We start from the raw sequence: 26,207 nt of genomic DNA on the forward strand, positions 1-26,207 counted from the left end.
AGGCGCGCATGTCATCTGATGACTTGGCGAAATCTTGATAAGTTGTACGACAACAGATAACCTCTGCAAACAAGCAATCCAAGGAGACCTTCCATGCCATCGCGCACCACGCGGCCCGGCGCCATCACCCTGCTGGCGGGCGCCGCCCTTCTGTGGCTGGCGGCCGCTGCCCAGGCCGCCACCTTCGTCTATGTGGCGAACGCCGACAGCCAGGACATCTCGGTGCTCGAACTCGATCGGGCCCAGGGGCTGCTCAAGCCGGTGGACACCGTCGCGGTGGCCGGGACCGTGATGCCGATGGCGGTCAGCCCGGACAAGCGCTTCCTGTATGCGGCCCTGCGTTCTCAACCGTTCAGGGTCGCGAGCTTTGCCATCGACGGTGCCAGTGGCCGGCTGCGCAAGCTGGGCGAGGCGCCCCTGGCCGACAGCATGGCCAACATCGACGTCGACGCCAGCGGCCGCTGGCTGTTCGCCGCGTCCTACCCGGGGCACAAGATCACGGTCAATTCGATCGGCCAGGACGGCGCGGTCGGCGCCGTGCAGCAGCTGATCCCGACGGCGCCCAATGCCCATGCGATCCATGCCGACGCCACCAACCGCTTTGTGCTGGCGACCAGCCTGGGTGGCGACAACCTCTCGGTCTGGCGCCTCGATGCCGAGAAGGGGGTGCTTACATCAAGCGATCCGGCGCTGGTCGCGGCGGGGCCGAAGTCGGGGCCGCGGCATTTTGTCTGGGACCAGGGACAGCGCTTCCTCTACCTGGTGAACGAAGTCGACGCCTCGTTGTACGTCTATGCCTGGGACGGCGCGCGCGGGACGCTGCGCGAGCTGCAGCGGACCACGACCCTGCCGGCCGGCTTCACCGGCAAGCCCTGGGCGGCGGACCTGCACCTGACGCCCGACGGCAAGCTCCTCTATGCGTCCGAGCGCACCAGCAGCACGCTGTCGGCGTTCCGGGTCGACCCCGCCAGCGGCCTGCTGCAGCCGCTCGGCCAGACGCCGACCGAAAAGACGCCGCGCGGGTTCGCCATCGATTCGACCGGCCGCTGGCTGGTGGTCGCCGGGCAGGACTCCCATAGCGTGTCGGTGCACGCGATCGATGCGGCGACCGGTGCGCTGGCCGCCCCGAAGCGCCTTGCCGTCGGCAAGAACCCGAACTGGATCCAGATCGTCGACCTGCCCTGAATCGCAGCGGCGGGCCCGCTGCGCCCGCCCTCAGATGTGAAGCGCAGCCAGGGCCCCGACGACCACACCGACGCCGGCGACCGCCAGCATGCCCCACTCCAGCCACTTCTTGCGCGTCAGCAGTGCCATCGCAGCGAGCGCGATCGACACCTGGAGCGCAGTGGTGGCCTGGGCCCAGCGGTGGTGCTGGTGCATCTGCTGCTCGGACTGCCGGTCCCAGTCGAGGGCGTCTTTCTCGAGCTGCTGGGCGACCAGCAGGATTTCCGCCTTCTCCTGCTCGTAGCGGCCGACCTTGGTCTGCAGCGCCGGCTTGCGCTCGTCCGGCGCCAGGTCGCGCGCGAACTCGGCCAGCGCCTGCTTGGTGCTCTTGGCCTGGTAGAAATTCCACTGGTTCGACGCCTCGGTCTTCTTGATGCCGGCGTTGTTCTTGTAGAGCCCCGCGTTGGCCTGGGTGTGGCCGCCCATGTAGGCGAAGATCGCGCCCACCGTGGCGATGACCGCGGTGCACACCGCGATCTGGCTGGTCATGCTCTTGCCGCCGCCGTGCGCCGGGTCCGGGGCATGCGCGCCTTGCGAGCTCGCGTGTTCCAACTCGTGGTCGTGCGGGCCGTGCACGTGAAAGCCGTTGCCTGACATAAGGTCTCCAGATGGGAAAAGGAAATTGGCGCGCCGCGAGTATGCCGAAGTGGCGGGCTCACTTGGGGCCGGGCCGCTCCGGCGCCTTCGCATCGTCCTCCCAGTCTTCCCACGCCACCGGATGGCTGCGCAGGTAGGTCCGCACCGCCTCGCCGAGCGTCGGGTAGAAAGTCTCGGCGCCCAGTCGCGCGAAGAGGCCGAAGCGCTTGAGCTTGTCCTTGACCGGGTCCTTCATTTCCGCAAAGCAGAGCTCGATGTTCTCGGCCAGCAGGCTGTCGTCGAGTTCCGCCACGATGTCGGCGGCCGTGACGTCGACGCTCGTGACCGGCTCGGCCGCGACCACGACCCAGCGCACCGGTGTCGGCGAGCTCGCCACCGCGTCGAGGACCCGGTCGCGAAACAGCTCGGCGTTGGCGAAGAACAGCGGTGCGTCCCAGCGGAACAGCACCAGGCCCGGGATGCGGGCCGCCTGCGGATAGCGAGTGATGTCGTGGTAGCCCTTGATGCGGTCGACCCGCCCGAGCACCGCCGAATGAGGCCGCCAGCCATCCCAGAGGAATTCGATCACCGCGATGGCCACCGCGATGCCGATGCCGGGAATCGCGCCGAACAGCGCGACACCGGCGAAGCAGACCATAGACAGCCAGAACTCCCACTGCTGGATCCGGTAGATGCGCCGCAGGTCGGTGACCTCGAAGAGGCCGATGGCCGCCGCGATGACCACGGCGGCGAGCGCCGCGCTCGGCAGGTGGTGCAGCAGGTTGGGCGCCCACATCAGCAGCGCCGCGATGGCGAGGGCGCCGACCACGCCGGTGAGCTGCGTGCGCGCCCCGGCGGCCTCGGCCACCGGCGTGCGCGAGGCACTGCTGCTGATCGGCATGCCCTGGAAGAAGCCGGTCGCGAGGTTGGCGATGCCGAGGCCGATCATTTCCTGGTTCGGGGCCGGCGGCATGTGGATCCGGGCCGCATACACGCGCGAGAGCACGCTGGTGTCGGCGAAGGACACCAGCGCCACGGCCAGGCCGCCGAGCAGCACCGGGCCGACGTCGGCCATGCCGATGAGCGGCAGCGCCGGCCGGGGCAGGCCCTGCGGCAGGTCGCCGAGCACCGAGATGCCGGCCCGTGCCGCCAGGTCGAACACCGCCGCCGCCACCGTGGCGGCCACCACAGCCAGCAGCACGGAGGGAAAGCGGGGCAGGCGCTGCAGCAGCAGGATTCCCCCCAGCGTGCCCGCTCCGATGGCCAGGGCGGTGCCGTTCCACTGCCCGGACAGCAGGCCCTGCGCAAAGGCCCACAGCTGGCGATGCGGTCCTTCGGCCTCGACCGAGAAGCCGAACAGCTTCGGCAGCTGGCTCACGATCACCGTGAGCGCGATCCCGTTCATGTAGCCGTAGCGGATCGGCTTCGAGAGCAGCTCGGTGACGAAGCCGAGTCTGGCGATGCCGGCACCGATGCAGACCAGGCCGGAGACGACCGCCATCGCGCTGGCCAGCGCGACCGCGCGCATCGGGTCGCCTGCGGCAAGCGGCGCCACGACCGCGAGGATCAGGGCCGCGAGGGCCGAGTCCGGGCCCAGCACGAGGATCCGGCTGGGTCCGAACAGGGCGTAGGCGAGCAGCGGGACGATGGTCGCGTAGAGCCCGTAGATGCCGCCGATGCCCGAGGCCTCGGCATAGGCGATGCCGACCGGCACCAGCATGGTCGTGAGTACCAGGCCGGCCGTGAGGTCGTGGCGCAGCCAGGCGAACTCGTAGGCGCGCAACGTGCGCCAGCCTGGAAGCCAGCGCAGCGGCGCTGCGGCGTCGGTGGGCTTGGGAACGGGCGTCACGACGGTTCTCCCGGTCGGGCGGCGGTCCGATTGTCGGGCACGGCGCCATGGTTCCACTGGAAACGCATCGCCTCGATGAAGCGCTTGAGCTTCGGCGGCTGCAGCCGCGACTGCGGATACACCAGGTGCACCGGCAGCGTGGCAGCCTGCCATTGCGGCACCAGCTGGACCAGCCGGCCCTCGGCCAGGTCCTCGGCCAGCAGCCAGGTCGACCCCACGCACACGCCCAGGCCCATCACGGCGGCGCTGCGCAAGGCGTAGAGGCTGTCGGTGCTCAGGCGCGGACGCATGGCGACCCGGCAGGCCTCGCCGGTTCCGACGTGCGACAGCTGGATCTCGGTGCGGTAGAAGGTGCGCAGCGCGAGCCATGGCAGCGCCGCGAGTTCACGCGCGTGGATGGGTGCGGGCGCGCCTTGGAGCACCGAGGGGGCGGCCACGACGATGCGTGGCACCTCGGTGAGCTTAATGGCGACGACGCCCAGGTCACTCACTTCGCCGACCTGGATCGCGCAGTCGACGCCCTCGGCGATGAAGTCCGGCCGCCGGTCGTGCAGCAGCCATTCGACGCTGACGCGGGGATGCTTGCGCAGGTAGTCGGCCAGGGGCCCGACCAGCAGCTGCTGGCCGAAGGCGTGCGGTGCCACCACGCGCAGCATGCCCTCGGGCTCGTCGTCGTCGCCGCGCAGGTCCGACTCGAAGGCCTGCCAGCTGTCGATCAGCTCCCGGGCGCGCTCGACGCAGCGCTCGCCATCTTCGGTCAGCTTCATGGCATGGGTCGAGCGGCGCAGCAGGCGCACGCCCAGCAGGCGCTCCAGCGCCTGCAGCCGGCGGCTGACCGTCGGCTGCGTGGTCCGCATCTGGGCCGCGGCGGCCGACAGGCTGCCCGCCTCGACGATCTGCACGAAGGTCTTCATCAGCTCGATGCGGTCGGACGGGGCGGCCGCGGGCGCTGGCAGCGGGGAGGGCGGCACGGCGAAGGCTTGCATACGCGGATCGTATAACTATTGTGCGTCCGCCCCGGCTACCAAAGCGAGCCTGATGCCTTCAAACTTCGATGCATTCAATAAATCAAGGGTTTTCACCATGTCTTCCATTCAAACAGCGCATGCCACCGCGGCGCCCCGCCCGGTGGCCCCGGCCGAACGGCTGCCCGCGTCGCTGGTGCTGCTGCTGGCCACCGGCGCCGGGCTGGCGGTGGCGTCGATCTACTACAGCCAGCCGATGCTCGGCGTGCTGGGTGCCGACATCGGCGCCTCGACCCGCGCCGTCGGCTTCATGCCGACCTTGACGCAGCTGGGCTATGCGCTGGGCATCCTGCTGCTGGCGCCGCTCGGCGACCGCTTCGATCGCCGCCGCATCATCCTCGCCAAGGCGGCCGTGCTGTGCGCGGCCCTGCTGCTGGCCGGCGCCGCGCCCGGCATCGGCTGGCTGCTGGTCGCCAGCCTCGCGATCGGCCTGTCGGCCTCGATGGCGCAGGACATCGTCCCGGCCGCGGCCACGCTGGCCCCCGAATCGCACCGCGGCAAGGTGGTCGGCATGGTGATGACCGGGCTGCTGCTGGGCATCCTCCTGTCGCGGGTGGTGAGCGGCTTCGTGGCCGAGCATTTCGGCTGGCGCTCGATGTTCGTGTTGGCCGCCGCCAGCATCGCCCTGGTCGGCGTCGCCGCCTGGCGCGGGCTGCCGCGCTTCCGGCCCACCACCCAGCTGGCCTATGGCGCGCTGCTGGGTTCGCTGGCCGCGCTGTGGCGGCGCCACGGCGCCCTGCGCCGCGCGACCCTGGCACAGGGCCTGCTGGCGATCGGCTTCAGTGCCTTCTGGTCGACCCTGGCCGTGATGCTGCATGGCGCGCCCTTCCACCTCGGCAGCGCCGCCGCCGGCGCCTTCGGCCTGGCCGGTGCCGCCGGCGCGCTGGCGGCACCGCTCGCCGGCCGGCTGGCCGACCGCCGCGGGCCCGAACTGGTGACGCGCCTCGGCGCCGGCCTGGTGGTGCTGTCGTTCGCGGCCATGGCGCTGATGCCGCTGCTGTCGACACCGGCGCGGCTCTGGCTGCTGGCGGCCAGCGCGGTCGGCTTCGACCTGGGCGTGCAGGCCGCGCTGATCGCGCACCAGACCATCGTCTACGGCATCGACCCGGCGGCGCGCAGCCGGCTCAACGCGGTGCTGTTCACCGGCATGTTCATCGGCATGGCGATCGGCTCGGCGCTGGCGGCGCTGGTGCTGCCGACCTGGGGCTGGCTGGGCGTGACCGTGCTGGCGACCGTCTCCGCCCTGGCGGCGCTCGGCGTCCGGCTCAGCGGACCCGGGCGCCCGGCGCGATCGTCGGCGGCGCCGCGTTGAGGGTCTCGATCGCAAAGCCGGCGGCCGCCTTGTAGCGGGCCATGAAGGCCTCCCGCTCGGCCGCCGGAATGACTTGGTCGATGTCGTCGAAGACCCCGCCGCAGCGCTCGTCGACCAGGCCCAGGATGCCGAAGGGACCGGCGCCGCGGTTGCGCAGCACCAGGGCCGAGATGTCGGCGCAGAGCTTGTCGTCGTAGGCCTGCAGCGCGGCGGGGGTCACGCCATGGGCCAGCATCGCCGCACCGAGCACCCGCGCATCGACGATCGCCTGGCTGGCGCCGTTGGAGCCCACCGGGTACATCACGTGGGCGGCATCGCCGAGCAGCGCCACGCTGCCGTCGACCCAGCTGGACACCGGGTCGCGGTCGATCATCGGGTACTCGAAGACCTCCGAGGCGCCGCGCAGCATGGCGGGCACGTCGAGCCAGTCGTAGTTCCAGCCCTCGAAGTGATGGATGAAATCATCGACCGCAACGCGTCGGTTCCAGTCGCCCTGGGTCCAGCCCTTGGCGTTGTCGACCGTGATCTCGGCGATCCAGTTGATGGTGGCCAGGCCGGTGGCCGGGTCGGGCGGAGAGATCGGGTAGAGCACGACCCGGTGCCGCAGCGAGCCGACGCCGACGAAGGACGCACCGCTGCGGATCGGCGCGCCTTGCGCGGTGCCGCGCCAGAGGATCGCGCCGCCCCACTGGATGGGCGGCTGCGCGGGGTGCATCTGCGCCCGCACCGCCGAGTGCAGGCCGTCGGCGGCCACCAGCAGGCGGCCTTCGACTTCGAGCCGGCGGCCATCGCGGGTGTCGACGAAGGCGGTGACGCCGGCGGCGTCGTTGCGGTATCCGCTGACCTTGTGGCCCAGGCGGATCGCATCGCCGCCGAGCCGTTCGAGCGCCGCCCGGTACAGCAGCATCTGCAGCTGGCCGCGGTGCACCGAGTACTGCGGCCAGCGATAGCCCGCCAGCAGGCCGCGCGGCTCGGCATAGATGTCATTGCCGTTGCGGCCGACCAGGGCCCACTCGCGGGCCTGGATGCCGATGGTGTCGAGCAGCTTGTCGTCGAAGCCGAGGTCGTACAGCTCGCGCACGGCATTGGGCTGCAGGTTGATGCCGACGCCCAGCGGCTGCAGCTCGGGCACGGCCTCGAAGACGATGCAAGGCACGCCGATCTGGTGCAGCGTGAGGGCGAGCGCGATGCCGCCGATGCCGCCGCCGGCGATCAGCACGGGGCGGGTGTCCATGTCCGGTGAATCAGTCATGGCGCGGATTGTCAGGGAGGCCGGGTGCATTGCCTTGTCCGCGCTCGGGTCGGTTGACGATGTCGTGGGCGAATTCCCTCGCGCGGTTGTTGGCCGTCGACTGACCGGCGCCGCGCGTGCCGGCGCCGAAGCCGGTGTAGAGTCGCCCTCCGATCCGACACAGGGGAACTCATGGCAAGAACAAGCGACTGGGCGGCCAAGGTGCTGACGCTCCTCAAGGGCGGCAACACCGACGCTGCGATCGCGCAGATCAGGGTCGCGCCGAGCGTCAAGGACATCCAGGCGCTCCAGGCGGCGCTGGTCCTGGCCCGGCTGACCGGGCGCTGGCGCGACGTCGACGAGACCATCCGCCAGAGCGTCGACGCCTTGTCGGCGCCGCGCCTGCACCGCTCGCCCTGAGCATCGCGTGCCGAGCCGGGGCTCGGCTACGATGGCGCCTTCCGTACAGAGGTGACGCCCCATGACAGACACGCGCCCGGACCTTGCCAAGATCACGTTCAGCGTGTTGACCATCGTCCTGCTGATCGCCTCTTCCCTCTGGATCTTGCGGCCCTTCCTCGGTGCCACCATCTGGGCCGTGATGGTGGTGGTGGCGAGCTGGCCCGCGCTGCTGTGGTTCGAGGCCCGGCTGTGGGGACGCCGCAGCCTGGCGGTGCTGGTGATGGTGCTGATCCTGCTGCTGCTGTTCGTGCTGCCGCTGACGATGGCGATCTCCACCATCGCGGCCAACGCCGACGAAGTCCTCGCCTGGTTCAAGCTCCAGATCAGCAAGGGCCCGCCGCAGCTGCCCGACTGGGTCGGCGGCGTGCCTTTCGTCGGGCCCAGGGTGGTGCTGGCCTGGGACGAGCTGGTGGCTTCGGGCGTGGCGGGCATCGAGGCCAAGGTCACGCCCTATGCCTCGCGCGTCACCGGCTGGCTGTTCTCGCAGGCCGGGGTGGTGGGGGCGCTCAGCTTGCAGTTCCTGCTGACCGTGGTGATCGCGGGCCTGATGTATGCCCAGGGCGAATCGGCGGCCAACGAGGTCCGGCGCTTCGGCCGCCGGCTCGGCGGCGCGCGCGGCGAGGATGCCGTGGTGCTGGCCGGCAAGGCGATCCGGGGCGTGGCCCTCGGCGTCGGCGTGACGGCGATCGTCCAGGCCGTGGTGGGCGGCATCGGCCTGGCGATCGCCGGCGTGCCCTTCGCGGCCCTGCTCACTGCCGTGATGTTCATGCTGTGCATCGTGCAGCTCGGGCCGACGCTGGTGCTGGCGCCGGCGACGATCTGGGTCTTCTGGAACGGCTCGACCGGTTGGGGCGTCTTCCTGCTGGTGTGGACCGTGATCGTCGGCACCATGGACAACTTCCTGCGCCCGTGGCTCATCAAGCGCGGCGCCGACCTGCCGCTGCTGCTGATCTTCGCCGGCGTGATCGGCGGCCTGCTCGGCTTCGGGCTGGTCGGGATCTTCGTCGGTCCGGTGCTGCTGGCGGTTTCCTACACGCTGATCAACGCCTGGCTCGACAGCGCCGACCCCTCGACCGGCGAGGCCGGGCCGGATTCGCACGCGTAGCGCTCAGGGCGCGCCGGCCGCCCCGTGCAGTGCCCGCGCGGCCTGCGCCTCGGCGTCCGGCATGAGCAGCAGGTCCCGGGTCAGCAGCGCGTTGATCTGGATGATGCGCGCGACGCAGCCGGTCCAGCCAGTCTGGTGGCTGGCGCCGATGCCGGCGCCGGAATCGCCGTGGAAGTATTCGTAGAACAGCACCAGGTCGCGCCAGTGGGGGTCGTCGCGGAACTTCGGCGCCGGGCCGTGCGCCGGCCGCTGGCCGTCCTGGCCGCGCAGGAAGAGGCGGCACAGGCGCTCGCCCAGTTCCTTCGCCACTTCAAGCAGGGTCATCATCTGCCCCGATCCCGTCGGGCATTCGACCTTGAAGTCGTCGCCGAAGTAGGCGTACAGGCGCAGCAGCGAGGTGTAGAGCAGGAAGTTGATCGGCATCCAGACCGGCCCGCGCCAGTTGGAGTTGCCGCCGAACATGCCGGAATCGGAATCGCCCGGCACATAGGCCACCCGATACGACTGCCCGGCGTGCTCGAAGACGTAGGGGTGTTCGAGGTGGACCCGCGACAGCGCGCGAATGCCGTGCGGCCCGAAGAACTCGTTCTCGTCCAGCATGCGCGCGAGGATGCGGCGCAGCTTGTCCTTGCCGACGATCGCCAGCATGCGTCGCTCGGCGACGCCGGGCTCGTTCGGCAGATGCGCGTGCGCCACGAGTTCCGGGTGCCGCGCCATGAACTGTCGCGCACGATCGCGAAACCGCGGCAGCCTGTCGATGGTGTCCTGCTCGAACACGGCCGCCGCGGCCAGCGGCAGCAACCCGACGATCGAGCGGACCTTCAGGCGCGTGGCGCTGCCGTCCGGCAGGCGGAGCACGTCGTAGAAGAAGCCGTCCTCCTCGTCCCACATCTCGTCCTGGCGCTCGCCGACCCGGTCCATCGCGCCGGCGATGAACATCGTGTGGTTGAAGAACTTCTCGACGAATTCCTCGTACAGCGGCTCATTCACGGCCAGCTCGACCGCGATCCGGAGCATCTGCTGGCTGAAGAACACCATCCATGCCGTGCCGTCGGCCTGGTCCAGGTAGCCGCCCGTGGGCAGCGGCGCGGAACGGTCGAACACGCCGATGTTGTCGAGCCCGAGGAAGCCGCCCTCGAATACGTTGGCGCCGGTGCGGTCCTTCCGGTTGACCCACCAGGTGAAGTTGATCAGCAGCTTGGAGAACGCGTACTTGAGGAACTCGATGTCGCCGTTGTCGCCGCGGCGCTCCTTGTCGATCAGGAAAAGCTGCATCGTGGCCCAGGCGTGCACCGGGGGATTGACGTCGCCGAAGTTCCACTCGTAGGCGGGCAGCTGGCCGTTCGGATGCAGGTAGTCGTTGCGCAGCATCAGGTCGAGCTGCTGCTTGGCGAAATCCGGGTCGACCATGCCCAGCGGGATCATGTGGAACGCCAGGTCCCAGGCCGCGTACCACGGGTACTCCCACTTGTCGGGCATCGAGATGATGTCGTCGTTGAACATGTGGCCCCACTCGATGTTGCGGACCCTGCGCCGCTCCGAAGGCGGCAGCTGGCCGCCCGCGCCGTGCTCGTCGAGCCAGAGATCGAGGTCGTAGTAGAAGTACTGCTTGGTCCACAGCATGCCGGCCAGCGCCTGGCGCAGGACGCGCGCACGGTCCGGGTCGTCGCGCACCGCGGGCGGCGTCACCGCGGCGTAGAACGCGTCGGCCTCCTCGAGCCGGCTGGCGAAGACGGCGTCGAAGTCGTCGAACGGCGCGGGCGACGCAGCGGGCTCGCGGGTGGTCAGCCGCAGCCGCACGACCTGCGACTGCCCCGGGTCGACGACGACCCTGTGGTGCGCCGCCACCTTGGTGCCCTGGCCCGCGGGATTGACCGCGCCCGCATCGCCCTGCACGACGAAGGCGTGGATGCCGTCCTTCACGAACGGGGAGGCGTTGGTGCCGCCGAACAGGCGCGCGTTGTTGGTCTCGTTCTCGGTGAAGAGCAGCGGTACGTCGGCATCGCAGAAGAGGTGGTAGTCCTGCAGCGATTCGAGGAACAGCGGATCGGTATGGCGTGCCCGCACTGCCGCACCCGCGGTGGTGGCCAGGCGCTCGATGACCGGCTTGGAGCCGCCGCCCGGCTGCGACCAGGTGTTGCGGAACCACAGCGTCGGCAGCAGGTGCAGGGGCGCCGCGTCGGCGCCGCGATTGAAGGCGGTGATCCGCACGAGCAGGTCGTCGGGCGCCGCCTTGGCGTATTCGACGAAGACGTCGAAATAGCGGTCGTCGTCGAACACGCCGGTGTCGAGCAGTTCGTATTCGGGCTGGTCCCTGCCGCGGCCGCGGTTGGTGGCGACGAGGTCGTTGTACGGGTAGGCCGCCTGCGGGTACTTGTACAGGTACTTCATGTACGAGTGGGTCGGCGTCGAATCGAGATAGAAGTAGCACTCCTTGACGTCCTCGCCGTGATTGCCCTCGCTGTTGGCCAGGCCGAAGGCGCGCTCCTTCAGGATCGGGTCGCGGCCGTTCCAGAGCGCCAGGGCGAAACACAGGACCTGGTGGTCGTCGCTGATGCCGGCCAGCCCGTCTTCGCCCCAGCGGTAGGCGCGCGACCGGGCCTGGTCGTGGGTGAAGTAGTTCCAGGCATCGCCGTTGTCGCTGTAGTCCTCGCGCACCGTCCCCCATTGCCGCTCGCTGAGATACGGCCCCCACTTCTTCCAGGCCGCGAGGCCCGCATGCGTGTCGTCGAGCCGGCGCCGTTCTGCTGTTTCGCTGCTCATGGGAGGCTCTCCTTGAGAAGACAGGATCGGGAGGCACCGATCGCGATCCCGAGTGTAGGGTCTCGATGCAGCCCCTGCCAGACCGTCGACCGGATGGCACCCATCTTGCATGCGGGACCCGGTGATCGGGCGCGACGGCTTTGAAAATGATGTCGACATCGGTGTAAACACTCTAATCGACATCCGGTTCTTCACGGACCATCGACGACCGCAGCGCGTGCCGCACGATCGAGCCGATGGCGCGCAATTTGCATAGGCACGCCATGACCGCCAGTTCCACGCGCACGCCCGGCAAGACCGCCAAAGTCACCCGCATCGACCGTGACAGCGACAGCACGGTGCAATCGCTCACGCGCGCCATGCAGCTGCTCGAACTGCTTGCCGAGGACGACGAAGGCTACCGGCTGGTCGACATCGCGGCGCGCAGCGGGCTGTCGTCCTCCACGGCGCACCGGCTGCTCACGACGCTGGAGCAACGCCAGTTCGTGCAGTTCGATCGCGAGACCAACCTCTGGTATGTGGGCGTGCGCTGCTTCTCGGTCGGTGCCGCGTTCGGACGTCGGCGCCGGATTGCGCACCTCGCGCTGCCCGTGATGCGCCGGCTGCGCGACAGCACTGGCGAGAGCATCAACCTGGGCATCGCCGATCTCGGCGACATCGTCTTCGTGACGCAGGTGGAAAGCCGCGAAACGATGCGCGCCATCGGCAAGCCCGGCTTTCGTGCACCGCTGCATGGCACCGCCATGGGGCAGTCGATCCTGGCCGCCATGGCGGAGGAAGACGTGCTGCAGTACCTGCGCACCTATGGCCTGCCGAAGCTCACCAACAACACGATCGCCCGCGCATCGCGCCTGCACGAGACGCTCGGCGAGGTGCGCCGCGCGGGCCACGCGATCGATGACGAGCAGAACGCGGTGGGCCTGCGGTGCATTGCCGCCGCCATTCGCGACGAGCATGGCCGGCCCTTCGGCGCGATCTCGCTGGTCGGACCGACCCAGCGCATCAAGAGCGCCGATTTCGCGGAACTCGGCGCCGTGGTGCGCGCCGCGGCGGACGAGATCACGGCGGCCTACGGCGGCCGCTTCTAGCCTCCGTCTTCCATCGGCGCGCAGCGCCAAGTCCTTGATCCGCAAGCAATTTCGCTCGCGTTCCCACGCAGCGGAATAGTCCGCAGCCACCGGCGTCGGCGCGATTCAATGGCGCATCTGTTCTGAAATGCCGCCTTCCCACCCTCTCACCCCTGCAGGAGCCTTCATGCTGTCTCGTCCTCGCCTCCAGTCCTTCGCCGCGGCCGCCGCCATGGCCGTGATGCTCGCGTTGCCCGCAGCGCATGCGCAAGAGAGGATCAAGCTCAAGGCCATCGGCCAGCCGCTGGCCACCGGGCTGATCCAGAAGAACAAGGAGCAGCCCTTCTTCGAGAACTTCGCCGCCAGGACCGGGCTGCCGATCGATGTCGACTACAAGCCGATCGACACGCTGGGCATCAAGGACACCGAGCAGCTGCGCGTGATGAAGGCGGGCTTGTTCGACATCGTGTCCCTGCGCGTCTCGCAGAACTCACGCGACGAACCCACCATCCTGGGCCTGGACCTGGTCGGCGCGGCGCCGGACTACGCCACCGGCCGCAAGGTGGCCCAGGCCTACTTCGACACGGCGGACGCGCGGCTGCAGGCGCAGTTCGGCGTCAAGCTGCTGGGCGTCTGGCCCTTCGGCCCGCAGATCCTGTTCTGCAAGAAGCCGGTCGCCAAGCTGGCCGACATCAAGGGCATGAAGGTGCGCGTGTACGACCAGAACCTGGCCAAGTTCATCGAGATGGTGGGCGGCACGCCGGTGCCGGTGTCGTTCGCCGACACGCACCAGTCGCTGTCGCTGGGCGTGGTCGACTGCGCGATCACCGGGCCGAGCTCGGCCAACTCCGCGGGCTGGCCGGAAGTGACGACGCACCAGATGGCGATCGGCTTCCAGATGGCGCTCAATGGCTACGGCATGACCATGAAGTCCTGGAACGCGCTCGCGCCCGACCAGCAGGCCAAGCTGAAGAAGGCCTTCGATGCACTGAGCGACGATGTGTGGAAGTACTCCGAGGAGCTCTTCCAGGACGCCCTGAACTGCAATGCCGGCAAGGACCCTTGCACGACCGGCAAGAAGTTCAGCCTGGTCAACGTGCCGGTCACGTCGGCGGACATCGACCTGGTGCGCAGCGCGGTGACCAAGGTGTCGCTGCCGGTGTGGGCCGAGGTCTGCGACAAGTCCAATGCCGCCTGCTCGAAGACCTGGCAGGCGACGGTGGCACCGGTGCTGGGGCTGAAATGAACGGCGGCGCCATGACCACCGACCGGCCGTCCGTTGCCGCGTCCGCCGACCGGGTGGCGCCGGCCGGGCGCGTCGACTTCAAGACCCGCCTGGAAACGGTGCTGGCCACCGTCTTCGGCGTGATCTTCCTCGGCCTGGCCGTCATCGTCACCATCGAGACGCTGTCGCGCAAGCTGTTCAACATCTCGCTGCAGGGCGCCGACGAACTGGGCGGCTACGCCTTGGCGGTGGGCTCGACCATCGCCTTCAGCCTGGCCCTCATCGGCCGCAACCACATCCGGGTCGACGTCTTCCACGAGAAGTTCTCGCCGCGTTTGCAGGCGCTGCTGAACTGGATCTCGATGGTCTCGCTGGCCGTGTTCGCGCTGTTCATCGCCTGGGTGGCGTTCAAGGTGATCCAGGACACGACGGCCTACCGCAGCACCGCGCAGACGCCCTGGGCGACGCCGCTGATCATTCCGCAGAGCGTCTGGTATGCCGGCCTGGTGATCTTCGCGCTGGTGGGTTGCGGCCTGGCATGGCGGGCGACGCAGCTGTTCCTGCGCGGCGACATCGCCAGGCTCAACCGCGATTTCAATCCCAAGAGCGCGAAGGAAGAACTGAAGGAGGAGCTGGACGACCTCAAGCTGCGCCAGGCCTCCGAAGGAGCGACACCATGAACATCGCACTGATCGGATTCGCGTTCTTCGCCATGCTCGGCCTCATGCTGGTGGGCATGCCGATCGCCGTCTCGATGGCGGCGGTGGGGATCATCGGCGGCATCGCGGCCTACGGCGTGCCGTTCATGGACTCCATCGCTCCGGTGGTGTGGGGCGTGCAGAACGAGAGCCTGCTGACCTCCGTGCCGCTGTTCGTGCTGCTCGGCGAGCTGCTGCTGCGGTCCGGGATCGCGGACCGCATGTACATCGCGCTGTCGGCCTGGCTCGGCCGCCTGCCGGGCGGGTTGCTGCACACCAACATCGGAAGCTGCGCGCTGTTCGCCGCGACCTCCGGGTCGTCGGTCGCCACCGCGGCCACGGTGGGGACGGTGGCGCTGCCTTCGCTGCAGAAGCGAGGCTATCCGATGCGGGCATCGCTGGGCAGCCTGGCGGCCGGCGGAACCCTGGGCATCCTGATTCCGCCGAGCGTGAACATGATCGTGTACGGGTCGCTCACCAACAACTCGATCGGCAAGCTGTTCATCGCCGGCATCATCCCCGGCCTCCTTCTGACGCTGTGCTTCATGCTCTGGATCGCGGTCTCGAGCCTGGCCAGCGGCAAGGTGATGCGCGAGCCGAAGGTGCCGCTGGCCGACAGGCTGCGCTCGCTGGTGCACCTGATCCCGCCGGCGGTGGTGTTCGGCATCGTGATGGGCAGCCTCTATTTCGGGATCGCCACCGCGGCCGAGAGCGCTGCGCTCGGCGTGATCGCCGCGCTCGGATTCGTCTGGCAGTCGGGCAAGCTGAACCGCGAGCTGCTGCGCAACTGCTTCGTCTCGACGGCCCGCGTGAGCGGCATGATCCTGCTGATCGTCGCAGCGGCCTTCATCCTGAACCTGACGGTGAGCCTGACCGGCGTGGCCGAGGCGATGACCAAGTGGGTGGCGGGCCTGGGCCTGTCGGCCACCGGTCTGATCCTGGCGCTGATCGTGTTCTACCTGATCCTGGGCATGTTCATGGACGTGCTGTCGATGCAGGTCGCGACCATCCCGATCACCTATCCGATCGCCACCGCGATCGGGGTCGATCCGATCTGGTTCGGCATCTTCATCGTGCTGATGTGCGAACTGGGCCTGATCACGCCGCCCGTGGGCATGAACCTGTTCGTCGTCCACGGCATCCGCCCGGACAAGGGCGGCATCGAGGACGCGATCTACGGCGCATTGCCGTATGCGGTGATCATGATCCTGTTCACGCTGCTGCTGATGGCCGTCCCGCAGCTGGTGACCTGGTTGCCGGCGCACATGTGAGCCACCGATGAACAAACCGCTCTGGCAACTCACGGCGATGCAGCTCGCGGGCGGGTTCCGCGACGCATCGTTCACGCCGACCGAGGCACTGCAGGCATGCATGGCGCGCAGCGAAGAGGTCAATCCGCGGCTGAACGCGATGGTCGCGCTCGATTTCGAAGGCGCGACGCACGCGGCCGGGCAAAGCACCGCGCGCTGGCGCGCGGGCCGCGCGCTCGGCGCGCTGGACGGGGTGCCCGTGACCATCAAGGACAACCTGCAGGTGCGCGGCCTGCCGACCCATTGGGGCAGCCGCGCGCTGGCCGGCTTCGTGGCGGAGCGCGACGAGATCCCGGTGGCACGCTTGCGCGACGCCGGCGCAGTGATCTTCGGCAAGACCAACGTGCCCGAGTTCACGATGCAGGGCTATACCGACAACCCGGTGTTCGGCCCCACGGGAAACCCGTGGAACCCGTCGCTCACGCCGGGCGGCTCGTCGGGCGGCGCGGTGGCGCTGGTGGCCGCGGGCGGCTGCCCGATCGCGCTGGGCACCGACGGCGGCGGTTCGATTCGCAGACCCGCATCGCACACCAACCTCGTCGGCTTCAAGCCTTCGCGCGGGCGCGTGCCGCGCGGGGACGGGCTGCCGCCGATCTTCCTCGACTTCGAGGTGGCGGGTCCGATCGCGCGCAGCGTGGCCGATGCGGCCGCGGTCATGCGGGTGATCGGGCGCGGCTCGGTCGAGGAGGGGAGCGCGCCCCGTGCCCGCATCCTCTTCATTCCGCGCTTCGGGCGACACCCGGTCGATCCGCAGATCGCTGCCCTGACCGAAGCGGCCGCGCGCCAGCTGGCGGCGATGGGGCACGACGTCACGACGGCCCAGGACTTCGACATGGCCGAGGCGGTCAACGAGCGCTGGCCGCTGCTTGCGCAGGTGGGCCTGGCGTGGCTCGTTGCGCATCCACGGGAGCTGTCGGTGCGGACCTTCGATGCGTCGTTGTTCGGCCCGGCGATGCAGGCCAATGCCGACACCGGCCGCAGGGCGTCCGCGGCGGACCTGTTCGACCTGCTGTTCGAAGCCGAGCGGCTGCGCAGCGGGCTGTCGCGCCTGTTCGAGCGGTACGACTTCCTGCTGACGCCGGCGGCGGCGGCGCTGCCCTGGCCGGCGAACCAGTCGCACCCGCCGCGCATCGACGGACACGATGTCGGCCCGCGAGGCCATGCGGTGTTCGCGGGCTTCGCCAACGCAGTCGGCCTGCCTGCCATCGCGCTGCCCTGCGGCTTCGCCGGCGGCATGCCGGTCGGCATGCAGCTGGTGGCGGGCGAGGGCGCGGACGACGCGCTGCTGGCGCTGGCCCACTCGATCGAGCAAGCCCATCCATGGCAGCGCTTCCCCGACCTGTGACGCCTGTCGCGGCCGCGGTGGCGCAGGTCACGCCGGAGGCGGCCGCGCAGGCCTTGGGTCGTGCGCGGCGCGACGGGCGGCGGGTGCCGTCGACGCTGCTGCAGGCGCGCGGCCGCGACGAGGCCTACGCGATCCAGGACGCGACGCTGGCGGCGATCGGCCCGATCGGCGGCTGGAAGGTCGGCGCGACCGGCCCCGGCCAGGCGCCGGTCTGCGCGCCGCTGCCGGCCGCGGGGCTGGTGCCCGGCGGATCGACGCTCGACGGCGGCGCATGGCACTTGCGCGGCGCCGAAGTCGAGGTCGCATTCCGGCTCGGGTCCGACCTGCCGCCGCGCGCCTGGCCGTACACGCGCGACGAGGTGGCGCTGGCGGTCGAGTCCGTGCTGCCGGTGATCGAGGTGGCCGAGACCCGGCTGGCCGACTGGCTCGATGCCGAGCCCGCGGCGCTCCTGGCCGACCTGCTGAGCCATGGCGGGCTGGCCCTGGGCGAGCCGGCGGCGTTCGAGATCGCCTGGTTCGACCTGAAGCGGACCGAGGCCGTGATGCGCTTCGACGAGCAGGTCGTCGCCCACACCCTCGGCGAGCATGCGCACCCCGATGTCGGCGCGCTGCTGGCCTGGCTCGCCAACCATTGCATGGCGCGGGGCGCGGGCCTCCAGGCCGGCCAGATCGTCACCACCGGCTCGTGCACCGGCATGCTGTTCGCCTCCCAAGGGACGGCGGTGCGCGCGGAGGTGCCGGGCCTCGCGCCGCTGAGCATCTTCTTTTGAGCTTTGTTCGAAGCCGTCACAGGAAATCCACATGTCCCCATCGAAGATCGAGGTCGTCGTCCAGGCACTGACCCGTGCCCGCCGCGACAGCACCCTGGCGCTCGCCGCGTCGCTGGCCGACGCGCTGGGCGACGCTGGCGATGCCTATGCGGTGCAGCAGCGGGTGGCCGAAGAACTCGGCTGGTTCGCGACCTCGCCGCCGCGCCACTGGAAGGCCGGCGGCGCGTCTCGCGACGCTGAATTGACCTGCGCGCCACTGCCGCCCGAGGGCGTGTGGCCGAGTCCGGCCCGGGCCGGCGGGCGGCCGTTCCACCTTCGCGGGATCGAGGCCGAAATCGCCCTGCGGCTCGGGCGCGAGGTCGACCAGGCACTGGCATCGACGCTGGATGCGCGAAGCGCGCCGGCCCTGGTCGACGCGATGGCCGTCTCGATAGAAATCGTCGATTCGCGTTGGCGGGAGGCCCTCGATGCGCCGGCGCTTTTCAAGCTGGCCGACCTGCAGTCGCACGGTGCGCTGGTGCTCGGCGACTGGGTCCCGTTCGTCGCGCGCGACTGGGCTGCCCAGGCCTGCACGGTCCGCATCGGCTCGCAAGCGACGGTCGAGCGCCGCGGCACCCACTCGCTCGGCGACCCCGCGCACCTGCTGCCCGCGTGGCTGCGCCACGCCACCCGCAACGGTGGCCGCGTGGCGGCCGGCACGGTGGTCACCACCGGCACCTGGGTCGGCATCCTGGACGCGGCCGAGGGCGACCTCGTCAGCGCTGAATTCCCGGGCATCGGCCGTGCGTCGGTGCAGTTGTAGAACCCTGAAGAAGTCAAAGGACTGAGACACCATGATCGCTCTAGACAACCATCCCAGCGGCCGGCATTTCCTGCAGATCCCCGGGCCCAGCCCGGTGCCCGATCGCATCCTGCGCGCCATCAGCCTGCCGACCATCGACCATCGGGGGCCCGAGTTCGCGACCCTCGGCAAGAAGGTGATCGCCGGGCTGCAGCAGGTCTTCCAGACCGAGCATCCGGTGGTGATCTATCCGGCGTCGGGCACCGGCGCCTGGGAGGCGGCGCTGGTCAACGTGGCCAGTCCCGGCGACAGCCTGCTGATGTACGAGACCGGCCACTTCGCGAGCCTGTGGCAGAGGATGGCGCAGCGGCTGGGCCTGGAGCCCGAGTTCCTCGCGCTGCCGGGCATCGACGAGACCGGGCTGCCGCGCAGCTGGCGCCATGGCGTACAGGCCGACCTGATCGAGGAGCGCCTGCGCAAGGACGGCGCGCACCGCATCAAGGCCGTGTGCGTGGTGCACAACGAGACGTCCACCGGCGTCACTTCAGACATCGCCGCGGTTCGCCGTGCGATCGACGCGGCGGGCCATCCGGCCCTGCTGATGGTCGACACCATCTCCGGTCTCGCGAGTGCCGACTACCGCCATGACGCCTGGGGCGTCGATGTCACCGTCAGCGGCTCGCAGAAGGGGCTGATGCTGCCGCCGGGCATCAGCTTCAATGCGTTGTCGCCCAAGGCCATCGAGGCCGCCAGGACCGCGCGGCTGCCCAAGGCCTTCTGGGCCTGGGACGAGATCGTCGAGATGAACAAGGGCGGCTACTGGCCCTGTACGCCGAGCACGAATCTTCTCTACGGACTCAGCGAGGCGCTCGACATGGTGCTCGCGCAGGGCCTGCCCGCGGTGTTCGCGCGCCACCAGCGCTGGGGCGAGGGCGTTCGCACCGCCGTGCGCGCCTGGGGCCTGCCGACGCAATGCGCGGACGAGCGCGTGCATTCGCCGGTGCTGACCGGCGTCATCACGCCGCAGGGCGTCGACGCCGATGCGCTGCGCAAGCTCATCCACGAGCGCTTCGATCTGTCGCTCGGCGCCGGGCTGGGCAAGCTCAAGGGCCGCATGTTCCGCATCGGCCACCTGGGCGATTGCAACGACCTGACCTTGATGGCGGCGCTGACCGGCGTCGAGATGGGGCTCAAGCTGGCCGGCGTTCCGCTGGCCGGCAGCGGCGTGCTGGCGGCCATGGCGTTCTTTGCTGAAACACCGCTCGCCGATGTCGCGAGTCGGCCGATCGAGTAGGTGTTTTCACTAGAGTCGACATTCATTGTCGACAACAATGTTGACATCATTTTCGGCCGGTTCTAAAGTCCGCCCCACAGCCTCGGTGGTGCATGGGCCCGACCCGCCCCGACTCGCGGCTGCAAGCTCGCCAGCTTGCCGGGTGTTTCCCTGCAGGCTGGCATCCGTGCCACGCAAGGAGACAAGACCGATGCCACCCACCATGACGGCCGGCGCCACGGCGACCGCCGCAGCACCCGACACCGCCCTCCAGCCCTCCAAGGTCCGCTGGAAGATCTTCCTGATGATGTTGTTCCTCATCTCGATCAACTACATCGACCGGGCTTCGCTGTCCGTGGCGATGCCGCTGATCGCGAAGGAGTTCGACATCGGGCCGGCCGTGCAGGGCCTGCTGCTCAGTTCCTTCTTCTGGACCTATGCGCTGATGCAGATTCCGGGCGGCATGCTGGCCGACCGCTTCGGTCCGCGCGTCGTCATTGCCGGCGCGACGCTGGGCTGGGGCTTCTTCCAGGCCATCGCCGCTTTCTGCACCGGCTGGGTTCCGCTGCTGCTGACGCGCCTGGGCCTGGGTGCGGCGGAAGCGCCGATCTACCCGGCGGGCGGCAAGCTCAACGGCATCTGGATGACACAGAACGAGCGCGGCCGCGGCGCGACCCTGCTCGATGGCGGCGCGCCGCTCGGTGCCGCGCTTGGCGCGATCCTGATCTCGGGCCTGATCGCGGTGCTCGGCTCGTGGCGGCTGGCCTTCGTGATCGCCGGTGTCGGCACTGTCGTCGCCGGCCTGTTCGCCTGGAGCTACATCCGCAACCACCCGCGCGAACATCCCGGCGTCAACGAGGCCGAGGCGAAATACATCGAGGCCAGCCACGCCCAGGACGCCGCCAGCGAGCCGCCAGGCGCCAGTGGCCGCCTGCTCGACTTCCTGCGCTTCCGTTCGGTCTGGGGCATGTTCTTCGGCTGGATGTGCTTCAACGCGCTCTTCTACGGCCTGCTCACCTGGATGCCGAACTACCTCTCCAAGGTCCACGGCTTCGACATCAAGCAGATGGGCGGGGCGGTGTTCATCATGTTCTTCTCGGGCTTCGTCGGCGAGATGTTCGGCGGCTGGCTGGCCGACAAATGGAAGGCCGCCGGTGCCTCGAACACGAAGGTCCTGCGCACGCTGTTCGGCATCTCCTCGGTCATCGCGACCCTCGCGATCTACATGGTCTCGCAGATCACGGACCCGGTGGTGGTCGTCATCCTGCTGTCGGTCACCTTGTTCTTCCTGCGCTGGTGCGGCCTGTTCTGGTGCGTGCCGTCGATCCTCGGGCGCCGGGCGCATGTCGGCTTCCTCGGCGGCACGATGAACCTGGGCGGCAACGTCGCGGGCATCGGCGTGCCGATCGTGGTCGGCCTGATCGTGCAGGCGACCGGCTCGTACTTCATGGCGCTGATGCTGTTCGCCGCGGCCGGCGCAGGTCTCTTCGTCTGCTCCACGCTGCTGATCGACTACAGCAAGAAGTTGCCCGTCTAGTTCACTTTTCGAGATCCGCGAGATGTCCCAGCAAAAACGAATCGGCGTGTTGACGCCTTCTTCCAACACGGCGCTCGAGCCGCTGACCAGCGCGATGGTCGCCGGCGTGCCGGGCGTCTCGGCCCACTTCTCGCGCTTCCGGGTGACCGAGATCTCGATGGGCGACAAGTCGCAGAACCAGTTCGACGAACGCACCATCCTCGACGCCGCGCAGCTGCTGGCCGATGCCAAGGTCGACGTGATCTGCTGGAGCGGCACCTCCGCCAGCTGGCTCGGCTTCGACCGCGACCGTGCGCTGTGCGAGCGCATCACCGAGCTGACCGGCATCCCGGCGACGACGTCGGTGCTGGCGCTCAACGAGCTGCTCGCGGCGCAGGGGGCGCGCACGCTCGGCCTGGTTTCGCCCTACGTCGAGGACGTGCAGCGGCGCATCGTTGCCAACTACGCGGCGCTCGACATCGAATGCGTCGCCGAACGCCACCTGGACCTGACCGTGAACTTCTCGTTCGCCGAGGTCGCGCCCGATACCTTGCGCACGATGATCCGCGAGGTCGCGCAGCGCAAGCCCGACGCCATCACGGTGATGTGCACCAACCTCCACGGCGCGCCCCTGGCCGCCGAGATGGAGCGCGAGCTCGGCATCCCCGTCTACGACTCGGTGGCGACCGTGGTCTGGAAGGCACTGAAGCTCGCCGGCGCCGATCCGCGCGCGGTCAAGAGCTGGGGAGGGCTGTTCGCATGAGCACCAACGCCTTCGACCTGGTCGTGCGCAACGCGCGCGTGGCCACCGCCAGCGACACCTTCGATGCCGACATCGGCATCGCGGGCGGCCGCATCGTGCAACTGGGGCTGGGCTTGCCGCCGGGGCGCCGCGAGATCGACGCCGCCGGGGCCTTCGTCACGCCCGGCGGCGTCGATGCCCACTGCCATCTGGACCAGCCCATGGAAGCGCCCGTGCGCATGGCGGACGACTTCGACACCGGCACCCGCGCGGCCGCCTGCGGCGGCACGACCACGGTGATTCCCTTCGCGGCGCAGCAGAAAGGCCAGTCGCTGCGCGCCGCGGTGCGCGACTATCACGAGCGGGCCGAAGGGCGGGCGCACGTCGACCATGCCTTTCACCTGATCGTCAGCGACCCCACCGAGGAGGTGCTGAAGAACGAGCTGCCGCAGCTGATCGCCGAAGGCTACACCTCGTTCAAGATCTACATGACCTACGACGATCTCAAGCTGAACGACGGCCAGATCCTGGACGTGTTGGACGTCGCGCGCAGCCACGATGCGATGGCGATGATCCACGCCGAGAACGCCGACTGCATCGAGTGGCTGACCCGGCGGCTGGAGGCCAGCGGCCGGACCGCGCCGCGCTTTCATGCGCATTCGCGGCCGATGCTGGTCGAACGAGAGGCGACCCATCGCGCGATCGCGCTGTCGGAACTCGTCGACGTGCCGATCATGATCGTCCACGTCTCGGGCAAGGAGGCCGTCGAGCAGATCCGCTGGGCGCGCTCGCACGGCCTGCACGTGTTCGCCGAGACCTGCCCGCAGTACCTCTTCCTCACGGCCGAGGACCTCGGCATCGACGACAGCTACGGTGGCGCGCGCTGCGTCTGCAGCCCGCCGCCGCGCAACAAGGACAACCAGGAGGTCATCTGGAACGGCCTGGCCGACGGCCTGTTCACGATCTTCTCGTCCGACCACGCGCCGTTCCGCTACGACGCGCCCGAAGGCAAGAAGCCGGGCGGCAAGGAGGTCGAGTTCCGTCACATCCCCAACGGCATTCCGGGCATCGAGACGCGCCTGCCGCTCTTGTTCTCGCACGGCGTGCTCGATGGGCGGATCACGATCAACCGCTTCGTCGAGCTCACGTCGACGAATCCCGCCAAGGCCTACGGCCTGCACCCGCGCAAGGGCACCATCGCGATCGGCGCCGATGCCGACCTGGTGGTCTGGGGCGCGACGCCCCGGCAGGTCCGCAACGCCGACCTGCACCATGCCGTGGACTACACGCCCTACGAAGGCATCGACGTGAAGGCCTGGCCCGCTCTCACGCTGGCGCGCGGCGAGGTCGTGTGGGACGGACAGACATTCCATCCGCGCGCCGGCCGCGGAGAGTTCCTGCGCCGCGGCCGGCCCACGCTGCTGCCGAAGGCGCCACAGCGAGGCACGCCATGAAGATCCTGCTGATCAACCCCAACACCTCCCAGAGCGTCTCCGACCTGATCGAGGCCGAGGCCCGCCGCGCCGCCGCGCCGGGCACGCAGGTGAGCGTGCTCACCGCGCCCTTCGGCGTCGCCTATATCGAGACCCGCTTCGAGTCGCTGATCGGCGCCTACGCGGCCGCCACGCTGGCGGCCGAGCATTGCGACCGGCACGATGCGATCGTGGTCGCGGCCTTCGGCGATCCGGGCATCGACGGCCTGCGCGAAGTGCTGGACATCCCGGTGGTCGGCCTCACCGAGGCGGCGCTGATGAGCGCCTGCCTGCTCGGCAAGCGCTTCTCGATCGTGGCGATCTCGCACCGCATCACCGCGTGGTACCGCGAATGCGTCGCCGCCAACGGCCTGAGCGACCGGTTGGCCAGCATCCGGAACCTGGACGACCCGCTGAAGGACATCGGCCGCGTGCAGGAAGACCACACCGCGCGCCTGGAGGCCCTGTGCCTGTCGGCCGTGCAGGACGACGGCGCCGACGTGATCATCATCGCCGGTGCGCCGCTGGCGGGCCTGGCGCGATCCATCCGGGAGCGCATTCCCGTGCCCGTGGTCGATGGCGTGTCGAGCGCCGTGTGCCATGCGGAGACCCTGGTTTCGCTGGGCACGCTGCCGGCGCGGCAGGGCAGCTTCGCGCCGCCGCCGATCAAGCCGAACCACGGCCTGCCGGAGGGCATCGCGCGCCTGCTCGCCCGCGACCGCACGCAGCGATGAGGCCTCGCCGATGCGGCGCTGGCACGCGGTCCGTGCGTCGTCGCTAAGATCGAAAGCCATGCCAAAGAAACTGAGTCCACCCAAGGAAGCCAGCGGCGCCGCCCGCGAGCAGAGCGTCGACGCCATTGCCGAGAAGATCTCCACGGCGATCCTCGAACACCGGCTCGCGCCGGGCACCAAGCTCGGCGAAGACCGCCTGGCCAACATCTTCGGCACCAGCCGCGCCAAGGTGCGCGAGGTGCTGGCCCGCCTGGCGCACGAACAGATCGTCGAGCTGGTGCCGCAGCGCGGCGCGCATGTCGCCAAGCCCACCATCGAGCAGGCGCGCGATGTCTTCGAGGCGCGCCGCCTGATCGAGCCCGGCGTGCTGCGCCGGCTGGTCGGCACCATCGACGATTTCAAGATGCAGCGCCTGCGCCGGCACCTCGAGCTGGAAGCCGACGCGCGCCAGCGCAACGACGCGCGCGCGGTGGTCCGGTTGTCGGGCGAGTTCCATTTGCTGCTGGCCGAGCTCGCCGGCAATTCGGCGCTGGCACGCACGATGCGCGAGCTGTCGACGCTGACCTGCCTGATCATCTCGCTGTACGACGCGCCCACCGCGACCAGCTGCCGCGCCGACGAGCACGAGGAGATCGTGGAAGCGATCAAGCGCAACGATGCGAAGCGGGCCGAAACACTGATGCTTCATCACCTGGATCACATCCAGGAAAGCCTCAAGCTCGATGCGGGCAGCGACGAGGCCGATCTGGAGAGCATCCTCGGCGCGTAGCGCCCACTCGGCCTGCCGTCAAAACCTGTAGGAAGCGAAGACGCCGTAGGTCGTTTGCGTTCTGTCTTCGGTGATCGGGCTGTTTTCGGCGTCGCCTTGCAGCCAGGCGACGGAGACGCTCGCGCCAAGGCCCCACTGGGCGGTCAATTGGTACTGGGCGCCGACCGAGAAGCGCACCGTATTGAGGCCGCCTCCCGCCCGGTACGGCGCCACGCCGGCGATCAGGCTCTGCGGGGCGCTGATGCCGTAGAAGGTCTGGGTGTACTTGCCGTTGGCCCAGGTGACACCGGGCCCGGCCGTCAGGACCAGCCTGTCGTTGACCAGGTACCTGCCTTCGAGGTCGAGGGCGATCCGGGTGCCTTGGTCGTTGCCCCCGATGTCGGAAAGCAGGAAGCCCCGGACCGTCAGCCAGTCGTAGGTATAGGAGGCGAACACGCTGCCGAGTGCGGTCTCGGGGATGTCGCCCCAGCCGCGGAGGATCGGCGCGTCGGACTCCTTGCGCGGCTTGGTGAGTTCGCCGCCCAAGGCGATCCCGAAGCGCCAGGCGTCATCCTGGATGATGTTGAAGCCGACACCGAATGGAAAGCCGGCCCCCGGCGTGCCGCCGATGAAGTAGCGTCCATAGTTGGCGGTGACCAGCGGCACAGCCACCGTCTGCGTGTCGCCGCTGCCGGGATACCTGGGGCGGTTGAAGACGCCGAGCCCGGCCGAAAACCGCCAGCTGTCATCGGCCGCCTGTTCCAGCCGGGCCTGGGCCATCGCGTCGTGCGTCGTGACCAGGGCGGCGAGCGTTGCACCGGCAAGAATGAAGTGAGCGCCGATTTTGCGGCTGAGGAACATGGAGCGTTTCTGGAGCATGACGAAGAAGTGTGGAGGAGCTGGCTTGGCAAAGCGTAGGGGGCAATTCGTTTTTTGTCACGCAGCTCGCGAAACGATTGCGGTCGGGCCCGGGAGGCTG

At 69.3% G+C, this 26,207-nt stretch carries 23 protein-coding genes; 17 read left to right on the forward strand and 6 right to left on the reverse strand.

The genetic code is table 11. The features are described from left to right. Nucleotides 1-93: 93 nt before the first annotated feature. The gene (locus tag QTI17_RS03055; RefSeq protein ID WP_286530922.1) at nucleotides 94-1,185 is read left to right on the forward strand and encodes a lactonase family protein; all 1,092 of its coding nucleotides are present in this window, start codon (nucleotides 94-96) and stop codon (nucleotides 1,183-1,185) included. Nucleotides 1,186-1,215: 30 nt separating this feature from the next. Here QTI17_RS03055 and QTI17_RS03060 read toward each other — a convergent pair whose 3' ends face one another. From QTI17_RS03060 to QTI17_RS03070, 3 genes are read right to left on the reverse strand one after another with little or no spacing between them, the layout of a single operon-like run. After that, nucleotides 1,216-1,821, reverse strand: a complete 606-nt coding sequence (locus QTI17_RS03060; protein WP_286530924.1) for a DUF4337 domain-containing protein — start codon at nucleotides 1,819-1,821, stop codon at nucleotides 1,216-1,218. 58 nt (nucleotides 1,822-1,879) lie between these two features. Beyond that, nucleotides 1,880-3,649: a SulP family inorganic anion transporter gene (locus QTI17_RS03065; RefSeq protein ID WP_286530925.1), complete on the reverse strand. Its 1,770-nt coding sequence runs from the start codon at nucleotides 3,647-3,649 to the stop codon at nucleotides 1,880-1,882. Then, entirely contained in the window at nucleotides 3,646-4,635 is a 990-nt protein-coding gene (locus tag QTI17_RS03070) for a LysR family transcriptional regulator (RefSeq protein ID WP_286530926.1), read from the reverse strand. The genes QTI17_RS03065 and QTI17_RS03070 overlap by 4 nt, the downstream gene beginning before the upstream one ends. A 97-nt stretch (nucleotides 4,636-4,732) precedes the next feature. On the opposite strand from QTI17_RS03070, the gene QTI17_RS03075 reads away from it, so the two are divergent. Next, nucleotides 4,733-5,986 (forward strand): MFS transporter, encoded by a 1,254-nt coding sequence (locus QTI17_RS03075; RefSeq protein ID WP_286530928.1) that lies wholly within the window; start codon nucleotides 4,733-4,735, stop codon nucleotides 5,984-5,986. On the opposite strand, the gene QTI17_RS03080 is transcribed toward QTI17_RS03075, so the two are convergent. Then, nucleotides 5,940-7,238 (reverse strand): flavin-dependent oxidoreductase, encoded by a 1,299-nt coding sequence (locus tag QTI17_RS03080; protein WP_286530929.1) that lies wholly within the window; start codon nucleotides 7,236-7,238, stop codon nucleotides 5,940-5,942. The two genes, QTI17_RS03075 and QTI17_RS03080, sit on opposite strands and share 47 nt — an antisense overlap. 171 nt (nucleotides 7,239-7,409) lie before the next feature. On the opposite strand from QTI17_RS03080, the gene QTI17_RS03085 reads away from it, so the two are divergent. Further along, nucleotides 7,410-7,637 carry a hypothetical protein gene (locus QTI17_RS03085; RefSeq protein ID WP_286520507.1) on the forward strand — a complete coding sequence of 76 codons (228 nt, stop codon included), beginning with the start codon at nucleotides 7,410-7,412 and terminating at the stop codon, nucleotides 7,635-7,637. A 61-nt stretch (nucleotides 7,638-7,698) separates the two neighbouring features. Then, nucleotides 7,699-8,784, forward strand: a complete 1,086-nt coding sequence (gene ydiK, locus QTI17_RS03090) for an AI-2E family transporter YdiK (protein ID WP_286530930.1) — start codon at nucleotides 7,699-7,701, stop codon at nucleotides 8,782-8,784. A gap of 3 nt (nucleotides 8,785-8,787) precedes the next feature. Here ydiK and QTI17_RS03095 read toward each other — a convergent pair whose 3' ends face one another. Then, complete coding sequence (locus QTI17_RS03095) at nucleotides 8,788-11,547, reverse strand: MGH1-like glycoside hydrolase domain-containing protein (protein ID WP_286530931.1); 2,760 nt, start codon at nucleotides 11,545-11,547, stop codon at nucleotides 8,788-8,790. A gap of 263 nt (nucleotides 11,548-11,810) precedes the next feature. Here QTI17_RS03095 and QTI17_RS03100 point away from each other — a divergent pair, with 263 nt between their 5' ends. The 13 genes from QTI17_RS03100 (at nucleotide 11,811) to QTI17_RS03160 (ending at nucleotide 25,249) form a co-directional block, all read left to right on the forward strand. Next, nucleotides 11,811-12,635, forward strand: coding sequence for an IclR family transcriptional regulator (locus QTI17_RS03100; RefSeq protein ID WP_286530932.1), 825 nt, complete (start codon nucleotides 11,811-11,813; stop codon nucleotides 12,633-12,635). A gap of 166 nt (nucleotides 12,636-12,801) precedes the next feature. Beyond that, the gene (locus QTI17_RS03105; RefSeq protein ID WP_286530933.1) at nucleotides 12,802-13,860 is read left to right on the forward strand and encodes a TRAP transporter substrate-binding protein; all 1,059 of its coding nucleotides are present in this window, start codon (nucleotides 12,802-12,804) and stop codon (nucleotides 13,858-13,860) included. Next, on the forward strand, nucleotides 13,857-14,519 hold the full coding sequence (locus QTI17_RS03110; RefSeq protein ID WP_286530934.1) for a TRAP transporter small permease subunit: 663 nt from the start codon (nucleotides 13,857-13,859) through the stop codon (nucleotides 14,517-14,519). The genes QTI17_RS03105 and QTI17_RS03110 overlap by 4 nt, the downstream gene beginning before the upstream one ends. Then, nucleotides 14,516-15,808 (forward strand): TRAP transporter large permease, encoded by a 1,293-nt coding sequence (locus tag QTI17_RS03115; protein ID WP_286530935.1) that lies wholly within the window; start codon nucleotides 14,516-14,518, stop codon nucleotides 15,806-15,808. The genes QTI17_RS03110 and QTI17_RS03115 overlap by 4 nt, the downstream gene beginning before the upstream one ends. 7 nt (nucleotides 15,809-15,815) lie before the next feature. Then, on the forward strand, nucleotides 15,816-17,192 hold the full coding sequence (locus QTI17_RS03120) for an amidase (RefSeq protein WP_286530936.1): 1,377 nt from the start codon (nucleotides 15,816-15,818) through the stop codon (nucleotides 17,190-17,192). Continuing rightward, on the forward strand, nucleotides 17,168-17,962 hold the full coding sequence (locus QTI17_RS03125) for a 2-keto-4-pentenoate hydratase (protein ID WP_286530938.1): 795 nt from the start codon (nucleotides 17,168-17,170) through the stop codon (nucleotides 17,960-17,962). Before QTI17_RS03120 ends, QTI17_RS03125 begins: the two co-directional genes overlap by 25 nt. A gap of 31 nt (nucleotides 17,963-17,993) precedes the next feature. Further along, nucleotides 17,994-18,764, forward strand: a complete 771-nt coding sequence (locus tag QTI17_RS03130) for a fumarylacetoacetate hydrolase family protein (RefSeq protein ID WP_286530939.1) — start codon at nucleotides 17,994-17,996, stop codon at nucleotides 18,762-18,764. Nucleotides 18,765-18,795: 31 nt separating this feature from the next. Further along, nucleotides 18,796-20,037, forward strand: a complete 1,242-nt coding sequence (locus QTI17_RS03135) for a pyridoxal-phosphate-dependent aminotransferase family protein (protein ID WP_286530940.1) — start codon at nucleotides 18,796-18,798, stop codon at nucleotides 20,035-20,037. 202 nt (nucleotides 20,038-20,239) lie between these two features. Further along, nucleotides 20,240-21,553 carry an MFS transporter gene (locus QTI17_RS03140; protein ID WP_286531322.1) on the forward strand — a complete coding sequence of 438 codons (1,314 nt, stop codon included), beginning with the start codon at nucleotides 20,240-20,242 and terminating at the stop codon, nucleotides 21,551-21,553. A gap of 22 nt (nucleotides 21,554-21,575) precedes the next feature. Next, nucleotides 21,576-22,295 (forward strand): maleate cis-trans isomerase family protein, encoded by a 720-nt coding sequence (locus QTI17_RS03145; RefSeq protein WP_286530941.1) that lies wholly within the window; start codon nucleotides 21,576-21,578, stop codon nucleotides 22,293-22,295. Beyond that, nucleotides 22,292-23,728 carry a dihydropyrimidinase gene (gene hydA / locus QTI17_RS03150; protein WP_286530942.1) on the forward strand — a complete coding sequence of 479 codons (1,437 nt, stop codon included), beginning with the start codon at nucleotides 22,292-22,294 and terminating at the stop codon, nucleotides 23,726-23,728. Before QTI17_RS03145 ends, hydA begins: the two co-directional genes overlap by 4 nt. Further along, complete coding sequence (locus QTI17_RS03155; RefSeq protein ID WP_286530943.1) at nucleotides 23,725-24,480, forward strand: aspartate/glutamate racemase family protein; 756 nt, start codon at nucleotides 23,725-23,727, stop codon at nucleotides 24,478-24,480. Before hydA ends, QTI17_RS03155 begins: the two co-directional genes overlap by 4 nt. A 58-nt stretch (nucleotides 24,481-24,538) precedes the next feature. Beyond that, nucleotides 24,539-25,249, forward strand: a complete 711-nt coding sequence (locus QTI17_RS03160; protein ID WP_286530944.1) for a GntR family transcriptional regulator — start codon at nucleotides 24,539-24,541, stop codon at nucleotides 25,247-25,249. 18 nt (nucleotides 25,250-25,267) lie between these two features. Here QTI17_RS03160 and QTI17_RS03165 read toward each other — a convergent pair whose 3' ends face one another. Beyond that, entirely contained in the window at nucleotides 25,268-26,107 is an 840-nt protein-coding gene (locus tag QTI17_RS03165) for a MipA/OmpV family protein (protein WP_286530945.1), read from the reverse strand. Nucleotides 26,108-26,207 lie beyond the last annotated feature (100 nt).

The sequence above is a fragment of the Variovorax sp. J31P179 genome (genome assembly GCF_030316985.1).
Lineage (GTDB): Bacteria > Pseudomonadota > Gammaproteobacteria > Burkholderiales > Burkholderiaceae_C > Variovorax > Variovorax ginsengisoli_B.

Bases quoted from the DNA above. Each gene is read 5' to 3' on its own strand.
- QTI17_RS03055 (WP_286530922.1), top strand. From the start codon at position 94: ATGCCATCGCGCACCACGCGGCCCGGCGCCATCACCCTGCTGGCGGGC.
- QTI17_RS03060 (WP_286530924.1), bottom strand. From the start codon at position 1,821: ATGTCAGGCAACGGCTTTCACGTGCACGGCCCGCACGACCACGAGTTG.
- QTI17_RS03070 (WP_286530926.1), bottom strand. From the start codon at position 4,635: ATGCAAGCCTTCGCCGTGCCGCCCTCCCCGCTGCCAGCGCCCGCGGCC.
- QTI17_RS03075 (WP_286530928.1), top strand. From the start codon at position 4,733: ATGTCTTCCATTCAAACAGCGCATGCCACCGCGGCGCCCCGCCCGGTG.
- QTI17_RS03080 (WP_286530929.1), bottom strand. From the start codon at position 7,238: ATGACTGATTCACCGGACATGGACACCCGCCCCGTGCTGATCGCCGGC.
- QTI17_RS03085 (WP_286520507.1), top strand. From the start codon at position 7,410: ATGGCAAGAACAAGCGACTGGGCGGCCAAGGTGCTGACGCTCCTCAAG.
- ydiK (WP_286530930.1), top strand. From the start codon at position 7,699: ATGACAGACACGCGCCCGGACCTTGCCAAGATCACGTTCAGCGTGTTG.
- QTI17_RS03095 (WP_286530931.1), bottom strand. From the start codon at position 11,547: ATGAGCAGCGAAACAGCAGAACGGCGCCGGCTCGACGACACGCATGCG.
- QTI17_RS03100 (WP_286530932.1), top strand. From the start codon at position 11,811: ATGACCGCCAGTTCCACGCGCACGCCCGGCAAGACCGCCAAAGTCACC.
- QTI17_RS03105 (WP_286530933.1), top strand. From the start codon at position 12,802: ATGCTGTCTCGTCCTCGCCTCCAGTCCTTCGCCGCGGCCGCCGCCATG.
- QTI17_RS03110 (WP_286530934.1), top strand. From the start codon at position 13,857: ATGAACGGCGGCGCCATGACCACCGACCGGCCGTCCGTTGCCGCGTCC.
- QTI17_RS03115 (WP_286530935.1), top strand. From the start codon at position 14,516: ATGAACATCGCACTGATCGGATTCGCGTTCTTCGCCATGCTCGGCCTC.
- QTI17_RS03120 (WP_286530936.1), top strand. From the start codon at position 15,816: ATGAACAAACCGCTCTGGCAACTCACGGCGATGCAGCTCGCGGGCGGG.
- QTI17_RS03125 (WP_286530938.1), top strand. From the start codon at position 17,168: ATGGCAGCGCTTCCCCGACCTGTGACGCCTGTCGCGGCCGCGGTGGCG.
- QTI17_RS03130 (WP_286530939.1), top strand. From the start codon at position 17,994: ATGTCCCCATCGAAGATCGAGGTCGTCGTCCAGGCACTGACCCGTGCC.
- QTI17_RS03135 (WP_286530940.1), top strand. From the start codon at position 18,796: ATGATCGCTCTAGACAACCATCCCAGCGGCCGGCATTTCCTGCAGATC.
- QTI17_RS03140 (WP_286531322.1), top strand. From the start codon at position 20,240: ATGACGGCCGGCGCCACGGCGACCGCCGCAGCACCCGACACCGCCCTC.
- QTI17_RS03145 (WP_286530941.1), top strand. From the start codon at position 21,576: ATGTCCCAGCAAAAACGAATCGGCGTGTTGACGCCTTCTTCCAACACG.
- hydA (WP_286530942.1), top strand. From the start codon at position 22,292: ATGAGCACCAACGCCTTCGACCTGGTCGTGCGCAACGCGCGCGTGGCC.
- QTI17_RS03155 (WP_286530943.1), top strand. From the start codon at position 23,725: ATGAAGATCCTGCTGATCAACCCCAACACCTCCCAGAGCGTCTCCGAC.
- QTI17_RS03160 (WP_286530944.1), top strand. From the start codon at position 24,539: ATGCCAAAGAAACTGAGTCCACCCAAGGAAGCCAGCGGCGCCGCCCGC.
- QTI17_RS03165 (WP_286530945.1), bottom strand. From the start codon at position 26,107: ATGCTCCAGAAACGCTCCATGTTCCTCAGCCGCAAAATCGGCGCTCAC.